This is a genomic window from Bremerella cremea, assembly GCF_003335505.1.
GTDB lineage: Bacteria > Planctomycetota > Planctomycetia > Pirellulales > Pirellulaceae > Bremerella > Bremerella cremea_A.
Genome location: NZ_QPEX01000037.1, coordinates 91848 through 107138, shown reverse-complemented (window position 1 = coordinate 107138; position 15291 = coordinate 91848). Strand labels below are relative to the sequence as shown.

Below are 15291 nucleotides of genomic sequence, written 5' to 3'. Positions count from 1 at the left end.
GAGCTCTTCGTCCCCCATCCCCAGCGTTTGCTAACGGTCCGTTCCCGCATCGGGGACACGGTCGAGGGAATCCGTGAAGCGGTTGCGGAAGAAGGAGCTTCTAGGACTTGGTCGGGCTCTGTTTATTTCATTGCTTGGCGAAGCAATCGGCCACAATCAGCGGCGAACCAACAATTTTCTGAATAAGGCACTTCTGCCACACACAGCTACTTGCAACTCGATTGCATGACCACTAGAATCCACCTACGTGGTCCACATGCAACGGATATGCATGTACAGATTTGTTGCGTATGCACGGATGTAGCCGAGCCTTTCTTGGAGTAGGAACATGATTCGCACTTGCACCGTTGTGTCGGTGTTCTGCCTGCTTTCTTGTTACGCCGTTTCAGAGGTCGAAGCTCAAGTTGCATCAGGAACGCAGCATCGCATTGGCGTTCACCATTCGCGTTTGGCGACAACCATTGCCAGCTTGCTTGAAGATACGGAGACGAGCGACACGCTGTTGCATCCCCAGGATGCCGTCCTCTGGCTCCAAGCTGGGGAGTTGCCATCTTATCAAGCGGTGAACGAAAGGGCGGTTCGCTTGCGTTCGTGCAGCATCTATCTGTATCAGACTGGGGAGAGTGTCCCGGATGACTCCTTGTGGCGCGAGCGACTTTCGTCTTATGGAGTTCCGTTGGTCAAGATTCCCGGAGAAGCCTCCGAAGCGGACTTGTTTACTCTGGCTGAGGCACTTTGTGAATTGTTTCCAGAGAAGCGAACTGAAATTGAAAAGAAGCTCTACGAGGAAATAGAACGACGCCGCGTCGACTCTAATCGCACTAAGCTCGCGTTTCAGAACTCTAGGTAATTTCACAAGTGATGTTCGCGAGTCGAATTCGTACTGATCTATTGCTAGAAGAAAACTCATGATCTCCAACAAGCCAATACCACAACTTCCAGTGACCGTCCTCTCAGGATTTCTTGGGGCAGGGAAAACGACCGTACTAAATCATGTCTTGGCCAATCGCGAAGGACTACGTGTCGCCGTGATCGTCAATGACATGAGCGAGGTGAACATTGACGCCGCGTTTGTGCGTGGCGGCAATGCTGAACTGAGTCGAACGGAAGAGCGTCTGGTTGAGATGACCAACGGTTGCATTTGCTGCACACTTCGCGAGGACTTACTTGTCGAAGTGTCTCGACTGGCGCACGAGGGAATGTTCGATTACCTGCTGATTGAAAGCACCGGCATCAGCGAACCACTGCCTGTCGCCGAAACGTTCACGTTTGTCGACGAGGAAGGCCAGAGCCTATCGGACTTAGCGGCGTTAGACACGATGGTGACGGTTGTCGATGCCGAGAACTTTCTGGTCGATTTCGGTTCGTGGGATGATCTCGTGGATCGAAAGATCGGGCTGAGCGAGGAAGATACTCGGAACGTGGTCGACCTGTTGGTTGATCAGGTCGAATTTGCCAATGTGATTTTGATCAACAAAGCCGACCGAGTCGATGCGGATCAATTGTCCCTGTTGCAATCGATACTCACACGCCTGAACCCCACCGCTCAGATTTTAGCGACTGAACATGGACAAGTCCCTCTCTCACGGATCCTGGGTTCAGGCCTGTTCAACATTCAAGAAGCCGAGCAGCACGCCGATTGGCTGACAGTACCACGGGGAGAAGAATCGAAAGAGACCGAAGAATACAACATCGGCAGCTTCGTCTATCGTTCGCGTCGTCCGTTTCATCCAGAACGTCTGTGGGACATGCTCAATCGCGAGGATGGCATCCTGTGCGGTGTCCTTCGCAGCAAAGGGTTTGCCTGGATTGCGACCAGAAATGACTACGCCTACCACTGGTCCCAGGCCGGCGTTTCGATCCAACTCAATCCCGCCGGCATCTGGTGGGACGCTGCGAGTGATGACTATTGGCCAGACGAAGAGGAAGAACGTGCCCAGTTGCTTAGTCAGTTCGATGGAACCTATGGCGATCGGCGTCAGGAGATCGTTTTCATCGGTATCGAGCTTGACCGCGATCTAGTAGAGCAGCGTCTCAACGCTTGCCTGCTCTCCGATCTCGAGTTCATGGCCGGGCCTGATTGCTGGGCCAAACTTCCCGATCCCTTACCGGTGATCGAGGTGGAATCGGATGATTCGGAGGAGGTCAACTCTTAATGGGCTCAACGTCGAACGAAGATTCCACCCACGATGAATTCGAAGTCGTCGTCGTCGGGGCAGGAGCTGCAGGAATAGGAATCGGCGTGGCGCTGATGCATGCCGGCATCGAGAACTTCCTGATTCTCGACCGCCACGAAATCGGCGCCTCCTTCGCTCGTTGGCCCAAGGAAATGCGGTTCATTACCCCATCGTTTTCTACGAACTCCATCGGGATGCTCGACATCAACGCGGTCGCGATTGGGACGTCTCCCGCGTATAGCCTGCAGGAAGAGCATCCGACAGGCCGACAGTATGCAGCGTTCCTGCAGAGCGTTGCGGCGTTCTTTAAACTCCCCGTGCAAATAGGCACCGAGGTGAACAAGGTTGTTTCCCAACAAGATCGTTTTGTCATCGAGACGAACGAAGGGAACATCGGAGCACGTTTTGTCGTTTGGGCGGCAGGAGAATTTCAATACCCGCAGGATCGTCCGTTTCCGGGAAGCGAGCATTGCCTTCACAATTCGCTGGTCCGTTCCTGGAAGGAAATCAACGCCGATGATTGCATTGTGATCGGTGGCTATGAAAGCGGGATTGATGCAGCAGTCCATTTGGCCATGGCCGGCAAGAAGGTTACCGTCCTGGATCGCTCGGAGGTTGCCCCATGGAAACGCGATGAAAGCGATCCCAGCACAACCCTTTCGACGTACACGGCGCAGCGACTCCGACGTAAGGAGGTGTCCGATCGGGTTTCGCTGGTCAGCGAAATGGACGTGTTTGAAGTGCAGAAAGACTCTGCTGACTATCGCGTTCTGTGCGCCAATGGAGAGACATTCACGTCGAAAGCTCCTCCCATATTAGCCACCGGGTTTCGCGGCAGCGTTCGTTTGATTGCCGACTTATTTGAATCGCGCGAGGAAGATGGTTTTCCCCTCCTCACCGAACATGACGAATCGACAATCACTTCCGGCTTATTTCTAGCTGGCCCGATGGTCCGTCATGACAAGCACGTGTTTTGCTTTATCTACAAATATCGGCAACGTTTTGCCGTCGTCGCCAAGGCCATCGCGGACCGTCTCGGACTACCGGCCGAGCAACTGGAAATGTATCGCCAATGGGGGATGTATCTCGACGATCTCTCGTGTTGTGGTGAAGAGTGTGTTTGTTAGTACCGGAAAAGCCGATCATCGATGTCCACGTTAACTGAAGCTGCCTGCCAGAGTGTACTGGTCGTCGGGAAAGAGAGTGCCGGCAAGTCGACTTTGATCTCTTCGCTAGCGGGAATGCCCACTGGCGTCGCTAATTTTCGGGGCTCGACGGTTGCCGTGGAACGGTATCAGACCGATCGCTTCGTGTTTGTGGATACGCCTGGGATATTCCGCCAGTCGGATACGGAAACCACTCGCCGAGCATTGGCTGCCCTTGGCAAACACGAAACCATTCTGCTAGTCGCCCAGGCGACCCAGCTCGACGAGGACTTGGCGGAACTCCTGCCGTTGGTCGCAGGAAAACAGGGAGTCGTTGTCGTTTCAAATTGGGACCGCATACAACCTGGCGAAGCCGCGCTGGAAGCGATCGAGCGGCTATCGCATGAAGCGGGTATTCCCTTTATCACCGTCGATGGTCGCTGCCTGAACCAACATCAAGTACACCAGATTAGCGAAGCGCTGCTCACGCCTAGCGAGTTCACCGTCAGCAACTTAAGGTTCCACGCCGGCTGGCGGATCGAACCCAGACCGGGGATCTTAGAGCATCGCGTTCTCGGGCCTATTTTGGCGGCGGCGTTATTGATTCTGCCGGCATTGGCAACCATTTTCGGTGCGAATGAACTAGCCAACGTTTTACATCCCGTCGTCGAGGGATGGCTCGATCCGGTTGTTGCCCACATTCAGTCCACTTGGCCAAACTCGATCCGCATTCTTCTCACGAACAGGACCGAAGGATTTGGTTACGGACTACTCGACATGGGACCATTCCTCTTGGTTTGGGCCTTGCCAACGGTGATTCTCTTCTCAGTTATTCTTGGCGTCTACAAATCGAGTGGACTCGTGGAACGAATCAACATCGCTCTTCATCCGTACGTCCGGCATGTCGGTCTGAGCGGCAGAGATATCGTGCGAATCTTGATGGGTTTCGGCTGCAACGTGCCAGCCGTCGTCAGCACGCGTGCCTGTTCCGGCTGTTCACGCGATTCGGCGATTGCAGCCATCGCCTTCGGAGCGGCCTGCAGCTACCAACTACCTGCCACCATGGCAGTTCTCTCGTCCGTGTCGATCCAGCTTGGACGAAGCCCAATCGTGTTAAACCTGATTTACCTCTCATATCTCTTTCTAACAACGCTCGTCTATTTGCGACTCTCATCACCCCGTTCCGGCCGAGATGCGTTAAATATCTTGATGACTCCCCGACGACCGTTCATGCAATGGCCAAGTGCTCGTAGCTTATGGCGTGAATCACGCACGACAATCCAGCAATTTTTCCTGCAAGCGATGCCAATATTTGTAGCGATCTGCATCATTGCCTCGCTGTTGGCCTACGCAGGCGTCCTTAATGTGATGTCCAGCGGCATTGGCCCCATGATGGCAATCTTCAATCTGCCCGTGGAAGCGTCACTACCTTTGATGCTGGCCTCGATTCGAAAAGATGGAATATTCCTATTCGCGGGAGACCAAGGATTCACCACGCCCATGACAGCTGCCCAGACTCTCACGGCAGTTTATCTGGCTGGCGTTCTTTTTCCCTGTCTCGTGACTGCTTTGACCATTGCCAGAGAGACCAATTGGCAAAGAACCGCTGTGCTTCTGTTTCGACAAGCAGCGTTCGCGTTGGTGTTTTCCTTGATACTCGCCTGGGGGACATTATGGCTTCTGTGATCGACAAAGGTAGAACAAGTATGTTGACAAGTCCGGCAGATGAAGTGCGGTCTCGCAACGTAGAACAAATTCGCAGACACGCGACTGATCTCTTCAATCAGCAGTGCTGGTGTTGGGGACGGGATGTTCTCCGCCCTGAGGGAAACTGGCTGCAAGAATTAGGCTTTGAAAAGTTAAAGCCGCCCGCCGATCGCAAGGATTGTTCCAGCAGCGTCTACCAGTTGTCACTCTCAGGCGGACGTTGCGTTGTTCTTCGTGGATTCGGTGCCTACTTTGGAGATCGCAAGCTAGGAGGCGTTTTTCTTTCGCGTAACAAGTTCGAGCCTCGTTACTTGTCGCAATCGAAATTAGAACATCCCCCTTGGTCCGATTCCGACTTGCCAGAATCACAACCGATCACCGAAACAAATCGCGAAAGCTACACCATGCTAACGCGCTGTCTTATTGATTGGATCGCCGATTATGAGATGGAGGTGCTTTCTCGTTTGGGTTTGCCCTACCGAGAAATGACGCTGATTCCGTGGGACACCCGCAAACGAAACGTGATACCGGCTGAGCACTTCGCCTCTTCGTGGCGAGAGCTTTCCTCGCAAATCGCCGAGAACGAGGAAATTCTTAACTAAGGACCTCGCCATGACAGATCCACGGACAACTCCAACTTCCTCCCAGGAATCCAACCCCCATCGACTACCGGTGACCGTCCTATCAGGTCTTCTCGACTCGCTACAAGCGTGCCTCTTAACCGATGAGGAGCTGGCCTTGGGAATCGAGGCGTGGCAAAGCTATCCTGATCCGTTCCCACCTTGGAACGTCAGCGCCGCCGACTTTCTTTCGAGTGCGGATTCCGAGTAGGCGATCCAATCTTCTACTGCCTGGCTCCGACTCAATTCCGCTGCGACGAACGAGGGAACATCGAATGAGTGATCGATTAAAACTGGTGCGGATGCCCTCCGACATGAACCGACCAGCCACCAGTGTGCATGCGATCTCTTCCCAGGCCACTCTCACAGCCGCAGGAGAGCCGCATGCCCATGACTTTCATCAGATAACACTCTTGTTGTCGACTCCAAAGAACTTGTCGTGGTGGCTGGAAGACGTGCGAAACCAGAGAAGCCGGTGGACGGCCGGCCAGTTCGTTTTATGCCCAGCACGTGTTGCCACAGGTGTCCGCACAGAACAGTCGTTTGATTCCATTACGGTCAGGTTGACCACTACGCTGATAAATCGTGTCAGGCGACAGACAGGGCGAACCAACCTAAGGCTCCGTCCGCTATTCGGTTTCCGCGATCGCTTCTTGGAAACCGTCGCCCACAAGCTCGCCGCAGACATCGGCTCGGATCGGATGATCTTATCAGAGTCGCTGGGAACGGTTCTCGCGGTGCCTTCTCCGGTTTGGTAGTATTCGGTTTACACATTTTGCCGCCAATGATTCCTTGGGAGTTATCCCCATGTCTTATGTTGCCCTGCGTTACGCTTTTTGCCTTCTTAGTTGGGTGACGTTTTGGCTTGCCGCCGAAGCCACATCTTTTGCTCAAGAAGATACTCCCGCAGCCGAGAAAGAATCGACGCAAGGTTGGCAGGGGGAATACCCCGAGTTGCCTATTCCCAAGATGTCGGTCGAGGAATTCGAGCAGCAGTGGCAGATCGACGCGAAGTTCGATCAGGTCCCGCTGGGCGAGGTGCTACAGCAACTCATTGCTTCTTTCCCAGGGCTAAGAGCAGAGGTCGCGCCGCATCATGCCCTAGAACAGAAGATTTCGCTCGATCTGAAAAAAGTCTCCCATCTCGAGGCCATCGAACGGGCCTGTCGCCAAGCTGGGTACCATCCCAGCTATTACCGCTACGACCCGGACAATCCCTCCATGACAAACTGGCTCAATCGTGTCAATAATAAGCCCTTGGAAAAGCGAACGGACTTCGACCGCCAGGTTCTGAATCATATCGATAAGAATTTGGATGCGACTATTGCACTCTCGCCGGGCAAGTACCCGGTCGTCGACGGATTGGCACACGAATATCCGTCCGTCACCTTTGCCGGTCCCCTGCGAGTTCAGCTCACCGACGTACTTCAAAACGTACCGAACGCGACTGGTAAGGTGTCCGTTAGTTTCTTGCGGTTGCCGCTGCCGGGGAAAGTCGTGCGTCACGATGGTAAGGACTTCTACGAACTCCCTTGGGAATTGGTCACACTGCGCGGCAACCCCGGCAGATCCGTCAAGGAGTCGAGCAGGACCAGTGGTTGGAGCCCGACCAAGAGCATTCTGCTCAGTGAGAGCCGAAATCTGCTTCTCAAGGGACTGCTGCAAAACGCGAACGAACTAGAGGAACTGACTGGCGAGTTCACGCTTCTGTTACCCCAAGCCTGGAAGCCTATCTGGATCGAAAATCCCACGGTCGGAAAATCGATTCGCGAAGGGGACTACGAAGTGCAGATTATCGAACTCTCTACGGAGAGACTTGGTTTCTATATTCGATGTAAGAAACCACCCACGCCTCCCTTTCACGACTTTTGCCGGCAGTATCGCGTATTCGCGTTTGACGCCCAGGGAGAACTCATCAGCCCCGACGATGCCATCTATCAGGGCTTTTTTTCTGGTTTTGGCAATTTCATCCCGTTGCATGGCAAACCAGCCCTTGTGGCAATCGTTCCGATCACAGAAGTGCAAGAGATCAAGTACCAGCATCGGTTCACGCACATCCCTCTTTCCGAACACGAAAAGCAACCATCCGCGGTCGAACCGCTTGAGTACGGAGAGCATAAGGAACCAATCTCGGTCGAAGTGCTCGGCTTTACCGACGATTCGCGAAACAAGGTTCGCTTGAAAATCACGAACCATTCCAATAAAGACCTGTGGGAGGTCATGATTAACGTCGGCGTTAAAGGCCCTGATGGGGATCTGAACCAGGTAAACTCAATTCTCGACACCGGTCACTTTTATATGTCTTCGCTGGACAACAAGCTCAACTATAAAGCGTTGGTCCCCGCCCATGGCTCCTATGTCAGCGAACGAGACCTTCAGCATGTTCCCCCTGAAAAGGCCAAGCTGGCCGGGAAAGCATACTCCGCCGAATTCAGTGACGGAACCAAGTGGCCAGCCAAACCAAAGTACCGGACTTACGGAGATCCTCTCAAGAACTAACCAACGAGCTCACGCCAAAAACGGCGAATGACCTGACTCGACATTAGGTTGTAAGCTGATGGCATCAGCTATGAACATCCTCGTCTCTCACCTCTTCGATCTCGACCGGGTGAATACCTCCGCGTCGCGGAAGAACAATCGCAAACCGTTGGATACGGTTCACCTGCCATTCGACAGCACGCAAGACTTCCTCAGAGGGTGGATACCGTCAACTCATAGAAGGAATTGAGATCGTGGAACGAAGCAATGCCAACTCACCCGGCGCCAAACGTCTGTCGGTTACGCTCATGTGAGGCATAGACATGTCGTCGAAGAAGACATCGATCCGTACCGTATCGACATTGCGACGTACTAGCAGCCTGTTGAATTTCTGCTTCGTGAGCGAGTTATTGAGATTGAGTCGAGTGCAAGGCGTGAATCCGCAGGCATATCCATTAGATATATTGAGGAATTCACAACGCAGCAATCGGCTCAATCTCAATAACGTAGCCGATCTGAGAAATTCAACAGGCTGCTAGGACGTGATGCCATTGATCGTCCCAAGGGGTCAGCTTCTCATTCTTCGTTAGGTTCTAATCGGGGAGCATCGTTGACGATCATAATCTGGCCACGGTGCGGGTCAGGCTTCGCACCCAGGTGACAGTAGTAGAAGCGCGATGCGTCTTTATACCCGAAGAAAATGCAACATTCGGCGGTGGTTGCCGGTGTCTTCGGTGCTGCGAACTCGGAAGCAAATCTTGCAGTTGCCAACTTCCAAGTCCTTGACCAGGGCCACATGTCGCCCACAGCGTGATGAAGAGAATGTCAAACAGCGAGTGCTGCTGGTTGCCGCCGTCAGAACGAGGATCTTCAAAAATCCGAAAAACGGTAAACCCTTCCGGAAGCTTTGTAATCAATACCATCCATGCCCATACAAATTCCACACTCTTCGCCGCCCCACAGCGATGAACATGCGGGCCATCATGGCCAGCTTTTGTCTTGCTAGGTAGTCGAGACAAATTATCGAACAGTACAGTCGATAAGATATCATCGCCACTAAGCCACAACCGCGTTCCCGTTAATCGCTTCCAAAACAGAAACCACCTTCTTCGCATCATCCTGAAACATCCCGATCACGCCCTGACCATGCAGATCTGAAAACGGCGACTCGAACAGTTCCTTCGGCTCCATCATCCCGTTATGTACCAGGTGTTCGACGATTTGGTTGATGAAGGTGATCTGGTCGGCGGTGAAGGTCGAGCTGGAGAGGAACTCGTTGAACGCTTCTTTGGCGGCGTTTTGGTCGAGGCCGACGATTTGCCTCACCAGCTTGCCCAGGGGTTGGTCGGTGCCGTAGGTTTCCAGGTAGTCTTCCTTCGAGCCCGGGCCTTCGTCGGAGAAGAGGATGCTTTCCAGGGCGGCGATGTCCGCTTCGGTGATTGGTTTGTTCGTTTTCAGCTTGTGGATCGTGATGTGTGTTTCGTGGTCGCGGATGAAGCGTTCGACCTTCAGGCGGTAGTTTTTCAGGTTGGTGTCTTTTTGCACCAGGTCGTCGATTTCGGTGCCTTCGCCCAGGTCGTCTTCGAAGTTCGTAAAGACGTTCTCCTGGCCTCCCTTTTTGTCGACGAACTTGATCAGGTCTCGCAGGCACTTCCGCACCTTTTCCAGTTGCGGCAGGGTGACGTATTCCCAGAACTCGTCGGTTTGCACTTCCAGGATCAGTTCCATCTGGGCGCTGACGACCGGGATGCTTTTCTTTTCTTCCAGGCCGCTGGCCAGTTCGCGGATCCGTTCCTGGTAGCGGGTCAGCTTCGGGTCACTTTCTAAAATGGCCAGTTCCATGTTCAGCACCAGCAGGTCGAAACGGCGGGCAAACTCTTCGTCGTCATCGTCGTAGGGCAACGGGGCCAGGTTCGCTTCGATGTCGACCACATCGGTCTTCGACAATCCCTTCCAACTTTCCTTATCACGGTAACGTTCCACGTACTCGCGCTTCGGACGCACAATAAAATTGTTCACGTCCATCCGCTTTACCACGTCCTGCAGTTGGCCTTGGTATGCGTCCTCAAGTGCGGCCAGTTCAGGCGGCAGGTCTGCTTTGGCTTGCTCTTGCAGGTGTTCGATGATGTGTAGCCGGCGTTTGAAGTTCTTAGTTTTGATGGACTCCTGCACGGTGGCCTCGACGCCGTCGGGCCGTTCGCCGAAGAACTCCAGATTCTGGCAGTAGTCGAAGATGTAGAAAAACTCCTTGTCCATGTTCGGGCCGAACAGGTCAGGGCAAAGCCGCGTACCGCGACCCACCATCTGCCAAAACTTGGTTTTCGATCGCACCATTTTGAAGAACACCAGGTTCACCACTTCCGGCACGTCGATCCCGGTATCGAGCATATCGACCGAGACCGCAATGTACGGCGGCTTGTTGGGAATGTAAAAATCATCGATCAGGCTCTGGGCGTAGCTCACCTGATTGTCGATCAGGCGGCAGTGCTTGCCGGCCAGCTTGGGGTAGTTGGCGTCGAACTGCTCGACGATGAACTCGGCGTGCTTGTGGTTCTTGGCGAAGATAATGGACTTGCCGATCCGGTCTCCCCCTTCGACCTTCAGCCCGCTTTCCATCAGGTGTTTCAGTACCTTATTGACGGTGTCCTTGTTGAACAGCCACTTGTTCAGCGCGGCCGAATTGATCTGGTCGGGCAGTTCGCCGGCGTCCTCGTCGTAGAACTTCTCTTCGTAGGCTTGCTTCTCTTCGTCGCTCAGGTCGTCGTACTTGATCCCCTCGCGCAGAAACTTGAGCGGCACCGAGACCGCCTTGGGGGGCACCAGGTACTCGTCCCCGACCGCCTGCTCCAGCTCGTAGGCGAACGTCGGGACATGGTCCTCCAGTTCAAACAGATCGTACGTATTGCGGTCGACTTCCGACTTGGGGGTTGCCGTCAGCCCCAGCAGCAGCGCATCGAAATACTCAAAGATCGCGCCGTATTTCTGATAGACGCTGCGGTGTGCTTCGTCGATGATGATCAGGTCGAAATGCCCCACGCCGAAACGCTTCTTCCCATCCTTGCGGGCATCGTCAATGCAGTTCATCATCGTGGGATAGGTCGAGAAGACGACCCGGTTCTGGTCGTTCTCCTTCTCTTTCACCAAGTTGACCGTCGAGACATTCGGCAGATTATCATTGAACGAGTTCTGGGCTTGCTTCAACAGGGCTGTGCGGTCGGCCAAAAACAGCACCCGCTTCACCCAGTTGGCCCGCAGCAGCATGTCGACCGCCGAGATACTGACCCGCGTCTTGCCGGAACCGGTTGCCATCACCACCAGGGCTTTGCGGGACATATCATCGAAGTTCTGCATGATCCGCCGCAGGGCTTCTTCCTGGTAATAGCGGTCGGTGATTGCTTTGTTCACCTTGATCTGCGTCACGTCCGTTAGCGACGTGCGGCGGTTGATCATCAGCTGCAACTGGTCGCGGGTATAGAAGCCTTGGACCTGCCGCGGTGGGTAGCGGGTATCGTCCCACAGCCACGTGGTGTAGCCGCTGGTGTAGAAGATCACCGGTCGCTGCCCGAACTTCGCTTCCAGGCAATCGGCGTACAGTTCGGCCTGGTGCTGGCCGACGTTCGGATTGACCTTGCTCTTCTTCGCTTCCACTACGGCCAGGGGAAGCCCGTTGTCTCCCCACAGCACGTAGTCGACATAGCCTACGCCCTTTTTGTTGGGCATGCCGGCGACTTCGTATTCCAACACGTTGTCGGCTTCCAAGTTCCAGCCGGCTTCCCGCAGCATCAAGTCGATAAAAAGGTCGCGGGTTGCTTCCTCGGTGTAATCCTCGTCGGCAATCGACTTCTTATTCTCGGCTTTGATCTTCTGGATCTCGGCCTTCAGCTTGGCGACCTCCTGCTCGGTCGCGGCCAGCTTGTTCAGCGAAGCGAGGTACGCCTCATCCTTGGCGGCCAATTTGCCCTGCAGGGCTTGCAGCTGCTCGGCATTCTGGTCGGCCAGGGCCGTAGCATCTTCCGGCCGGGGCAGCAGGTCGGCGTTGAACGGCGGGACGCTGCCGGCCTTGGTGTAAGCTTTGGCCAGCCAGCTGAGAAACAGGTGCAGCGAACGCGTGACGATCAGCGTATCCTTGGCGTTGACCGCCGCATTGCTGTGCACGGCCATGTTGCCCAGGCTCTGGATCATCTTCAGTTGCGTGAACAGCCCCGGGGCCAGCGTATCCTTGAAGGTCTGCTCGTGGATCAGCGCCGACAAGTTATCCTGATACGGCATGTGCAGATAACTGTCGTGGGCATACATCCACTTGATCGCCAGCTCCATCGTCCGCCGCGCATAAAACGCACACGTCCGCGGCGCGGTCAATGCGTTCACCTCTACCTGCATCGCATCTTCATGCAGGGGTGACCAGTCAGGCAGCAGAAAGTCGAAGTTGGAAGGCATATCAGGGGACCTCGACGGGGGAGAGTTCTCCGCGGAAGGCGCGTTGGACTAGGGAGTTGAAAAGGTTGTGTTCAACTTTCGCGGTGTGCTCGCTACGTGAAACTAAAGCTCTGTAAGTTTCAACGAGTTCTTCGTATTCAAGTTGCTTCTTGTACGGAGGTAAAAGCACAGGAAACTCCACGAGTTGCCCTTTATTGATAGTCGCGATCCCCGTAGTTTGCTTGGCTGCTCGCAGAAAGTAGCGCTTTCCATATCCGCTTCCGATTAAAGCGCTTGCGTACTCGGGCGAAATTACCCCATCGCGAGGCCTTACGCGAAAGATATGATTTTGATGAATGCAATTCGCAATTTCTGCATGCCATACAGCACCACGCCCAAGTTTATCGAAGTCTCCACCTTCCGTTAAAAGTACATCTCCCTTCTGGAGTAGATACTTTTCAACGTCCGACGGAAGCACTTCAATCTCTTTGACTTCATCAAGTACGATTCGACCATCCTGCACGTTGGCGACTCGCATGTACGGAACGTGCACGGTCTCTTTCCCATTGAACCGCCGCCCCTTGGTAACGCCGGATTGAATATCGGCGATGCTATCCAGGTTGACTGTTTTCCATCCCTTCGGATTCGTCACCGGATCCCCGAACATCTCCAGGAAGGCTGACTTCAGGAACTTCTCGGTCAGCTCGATCGCCTTCTGCCGTTTCCGCCGGATGGCATCCGCCTGATCGAGAATGGCGGCAATCCGGCGCTGCTCGGGGAGAGGGGGGAGGTCGACTTCAATTCGACAAAGAGCAGCCTGGTCGATCGTTGTCATCGTAGCGGTGTTGGCATTGCTAATTGCAATTGCTCGAAGGCTAGGGCTCCTCAACAGCAAATTCAAGTAAGGCGGAAACACTCGCGCAAGATCAGGTGAAACGCGAATCAAGTGGCATTCAAAAAGAGCTTTGTCATCATCTCCCAGATAGACGTTATTGAACGCAATTCCATCTACGTTTAGAGAAGACCGACAGAACAGGACATCACCATATTTGAGGCCATACTTATTCACCTCCTGTGCCGTTGCCTTGACGCGACGCGAACCTTCTACATCGATCTGATTTCCTCGAAACAATTCTTTAACCCAAACGACGGGCATACCTTCGCCGTTAGATTCATATTCCGCGTTCTTTCGGAAGATTCCGTTATTGGGCTTCGTTCGGCACAAATCGCCCAGCGTTGATCTTGTCCAACCGGCAGGTAATTTCATCCCAACATACCCCGCAGCGTCTTCAAATCACCAACAATCTCCGCTTCCAACTGCTCCAACTCATCCAGAATCACCTCGGGCGGGTCGTACTCGACTTCCTCGTAGGCGACTTCCTTGTAGCGGTTGATCGATAGGTCGTACTTGGCGTCGACGATCTCCTGCTTGGGGACGAAGAACGCTTTGGCCTGGCGGTTGGTGTCCTGTTTGGGGTCTTTCTTCTTCCAACGGGCAACCACGTCGGGGATGTCGTTCTGGTCGACCGGATCACGCTTGTCATCTAGGCTGAAACCGTCGGCGTCCATGTCGTAAAACCAGACGTGATCGGTCCCGCCCGAGTTGGTCTTGGTGAAGATCAGCACGGCGGTCGAGACCCCGGCGTACGGCTTGAACACCCCGCTGGGCATGCTGATCACGCCGTCGAGCTTTTGCCCTTCGACCAGTTCCTGCCGCAGATCCTTATGCGCCTTGCTGCTGCCAAACAGTACCCCGTCCGGCACGATACAGGCACACCGCCCGCCGGTCTTCAGTTGGGCCAGGAACAAGGCGACGAACAACAGTTCGGTCTTCTTCGTCTTGGCAACCTGAAGTAGATCTTTGGCGACCTCTTCGTAATTGAGCGAACCCTTGAAGGGCGGATTGGCCAGGACGATGGTGTAACGATCGCGAATCTCGGCCCCATCCTGCGACAAGGCATCGAGATCTTTGATGTCAGGGTTCTCGACCCCGTGCAGCATCAGATTCATCGCCCCGATCCGCAGCATCGAGGCATCGAAGTCCATACCGTGGAACATGCCGCTGCGGAAATGCTCTTTCTGCTTCTTATTGTGGAACAGCTTGGCGTGATGTTCGCGGAGGTACTCGCCAGCAGCCACCAGAAACCCACACGTCCCGCTGGCTGGGTCGGCGATGATATCGGTCGGCTGCGGATCGACCAATTCGACAATCATCTTGATGATATGCCGCGGCGTACGAAACTGTCCATTGCGTCCCTGGTGCTGAAGGTTCGACAGCAGGTACTCGTACAAATCCCCCTTCGTGTCGCGGTCTTCCATGGGGATGGCGTCGAGCATGTCGACCACCCGGTCCAGCAGCGACGGCGAAGGAATGACAAAGACGGCATCCTTCATGAACTTGGCGTAGGCGCTATCGTCGCGGCTGTTGAGCGACTTGATAAAGGGAAAGACTTCGTCCCGAAAGAGGGTGTACTTCGTTTCCGGGTCCAGGTCCTTGAACTGCGACCACCGCAAACGCTGCTGCTTCTTCGTGAAGATCGGATCTTCGATCGGCTCGCCGGTGAGATTAGCCTGGTTCTCCTTGTTCAACTGAAGCTCGTCCAACCGCCGAGCAAACAGCAGATAGGTAACCTGCTCGATCACGGTCAGCCCGTTGGAGATCCCGCCTGACCAAAAGGCGTTCCAGATTTTATCGACTTGTGATTTAACGGTCCCGGTGATCATCCTGAAGTGGGGTCCCTTAGGCGG

General features: G+C 54.3%; 11 protein-coding genes and 1 pseudogene. 8 read left to right on the top strand and 4 right to left on the bottom strand.

Translation table 11 applies throughout. The features are described 5' to 3' along the window. Nucleotides 1-328 precede the first annotated feature (328 nt). The 8 genes from DTL42_RS18565 (at nucleotide 329) to DTL42_RS18530 (ending at nucleotide 8148) form a co-directional block, all read left to right on the top strand. On the top strand, nucleotides 329-850 hold the full coding sequence (locus DTL42_RS18565) for a hypothetical protein (protein ID WP_114370751.1): 522 nt from the start codon (nucleotides 329-331) through the stop codon (nucleotides 848-850). A gap of 58 nt (nucleotides 851-908) precedes the next feature. Then, complete coding sequence (locus DTL42_RS18560; protein WP_114370749.1) at nucleotides 909-2156, top strand: GTP-binding protein; 1248 nt, start codon at nucleotides 909-911, stop codon at nucleotides 2154-2156. Further along, nucleotides 2156-3304 carry an NAD(P)/FAD-dependent oxidoreductase gene (locus DTL42_RS18555; RefSeq protein ID WP_114370747.1) on the top strand — a complete coding sequence of 383 codons (1149 nt, stop codon included), beginning with the start codon at nucleotides 2156-2158 and terminating at the stop codon, nucleotides 3302-3304. The genes DTL42_RS18560 and DTL42_RS18555 overlap by 1 nt, the downstream gene beginning before the upstream one ends. A 21-nt stretch (nucleotides 3305-3325) precedes the next feature. Then, nucleotides 3326-5008 (top strand): nucleoside recognition domain-containing protein, encoded by a 1683-nt coding sequence (locus tag DTL42_RS18550; RefSeq protein ID WP_114370745.1) that lies wholly within the window; start codon nucleotides 3326-3328, stop codon nucleotides 5006-5008. 20 nt (nucleotides 5009-5028) lie between these two features. Further along, nucleotides 5029-5631, top strand: a complete 603-nt coding sequence (locus tag DTL42_RS18545) for a hypothetical protein (protein ID WP_114370742.1) — start codon at nucleotides 5029-5031, stop codon at nucleotides 5629-5631. A gap of 10 nt (nucleotides 5632-5641) precedes the next feature. Further along, nucleotides 5642-5860: a hypothetical protein gene (locus DTL42_RS26590; protein ID WP_199590173.1), complete on the top strand. Its 219-nt coding sequence runs from the start codon at nucleotides 5642-5644 to the stop codon at nucleotides 5858-5860. Between the two features lie 64 nt (nucleotides 5861-5924). Further along, entirely contained in the window at nucleotides 5925-6407 is a 483-nt protein-coding gene (locus tag DTL42_RS18535) for a hypothetical protein (RefSeq protein WP_114370740.1), read from the top strand. Nucleotides 6408-6456: 49 nt separating this feature from the next. After that, nucleotides 6457-8148: a hypothetical protein gene (locus DTL42_RS18530; protein ID WP_114370738.1), complete on the top strand. Its 1692-nt coding sequence runs from the start codon at nucleotides 6457-6459 to the stop codon at nucleotides 8146-8148. A 515-nt stretch (nucleotides 8149-8663) separates the two neighbouring features. Here DTL42_RS18530 and DTL42_RS26865 read toward each other — a convergent pair. The 4 genes and pseudogenes from DTL42_RS26865 to DTL42_RS18510 all read right to left on the bottom strand — a co-directional run. Continuing rightward, nucleotides 8664-8941, bottom strand: a pseudogene (locus tag DTL42_RS26865) (hypothetical protein); the annotation flags it as partial. Nucleotides 8942-9183: 242 nt separating this feature from the next. Next, nucleotides 9184-12564 (bottom strand): DEAD/DEAH box helicase family protein, encoded by a 3381-nt coding sequence (locus DTL42_RS18520; protein ID WP_114370736.1) that lies wholly within the window; start codon nucleotides 12562-12564, stop codon nucleotides 9184-9186. Between the two features lies 1 nt (nucleotide 12565). After that, entirely contained in the window at nucleotides 12566-13810 is a 1245-nt protein-coding gene (locus tag DTL42_RS18515; RefSeq protein ID WP_114370734.1) for a restriction endonuclease subunit S, read from the bottom strand. Further along, nucleotides 13807-15267: an HsdM family class I SAM-dependent methyltransferase gene (locus DTL42_RS18510; protein ID WP_114370732.1), complete on the bottom strand. Its 1461-nt coding sequence runs from the start codon at nucleotides 15265-15267 to the stop codon at nucleotides 13807-13809. Before DTL42_RS18510 ends, DTL42_RS18515 begins: the two co-directional genes overlap by 4 nt. Between the last annotated feature and the right edge of the window lie 24 nt (nucleotides 15268-15291).

What these genes read in the sequence shown, in the direction of transcription:
- DTL42_RS18520 (WP_114370736.1), bottom strand. Translation starts at nt 12,564, where the DNA reads ATGCCTTCCAACTTCGACTTTCTGCTGCCTGACTGGTCACCCCTGCAT.
- DTL42_RS26590 (WP_199590173.1), top strand. Translation starts at nt 5,642, where the DNA reads ATGACAGATCCACGGACAACTCCAACTTCCTCCCAGGAATCCAACCCC.
- DTL42_RS18560 (WP_114370749.1), top strand. Translation starts at nt 909, where the DNA reads ATGATCTCCAACAAGCCAATACCACAACTTCCAGTGACCGTCCTCTCA.
- DTL42_RS18555 (WP_114370747.1), top strand. Translation starts at nt 2,156, where the DNA reads ATGGGCTCAACGTCGAACGAAGATTCCACCCACGATGAATTCGAAGTC.
- DTL42_RS18530 (WP_114370738.1), top strand. Translation starts at nt 6,457, where the DNA reads ATGTCTTATGTTGCCCTGCGTTACGCTTTTTGCCTTCTTAGTTGGGTG.
- DTL42_RS18510 (WP_114370732.1), bottom strand. Translation starts at nt 15,267, where the DNA reads ATGATCACCGGGACCGTTAAATCACAAGTCGATAAAATCTGGAACGCC.
- DTL42_RS18515 (WP_114370734.1), bottom strand. Translation starts at nt 13,810, where the DNA reads ATGAAATTACCTGCCGGTTGGACAAGATCAACGCTGGGCGATTTGTGC.
- DTL42_RS18550 (WP_114370745.1), top strand. Translation starts at nt 3,326, where the DNA reads ATGTCCACGTTAACTGAAGCTGCCTGCCAGAGTGTACTGGTCGTCGGG.
- DTL42_RS18565 (WP_114370751.1), top strand. Translation starts at nt 329, where the DNA reads ATGATTCGCACTTGCACCGTTGTGTCGGTGTTCTGCCTGCTTTCTTGT.
- DTL42_RS18545 (WP_114370742.1), top strand. Translation starts at nt 5,029, where the DNA reads ATGTTGACAAGTCCGGCAGATGAAGTGCGGTCTCGCAACGTAGAACAA.
- DTL42_RS18535 (WP_114370740.1), top strand. Translation starts at nt 5,925, where the DNA reads ATGAGTGATCGATTAAAACTGGTGCGGATGCCCTCCGACATGAACCGA.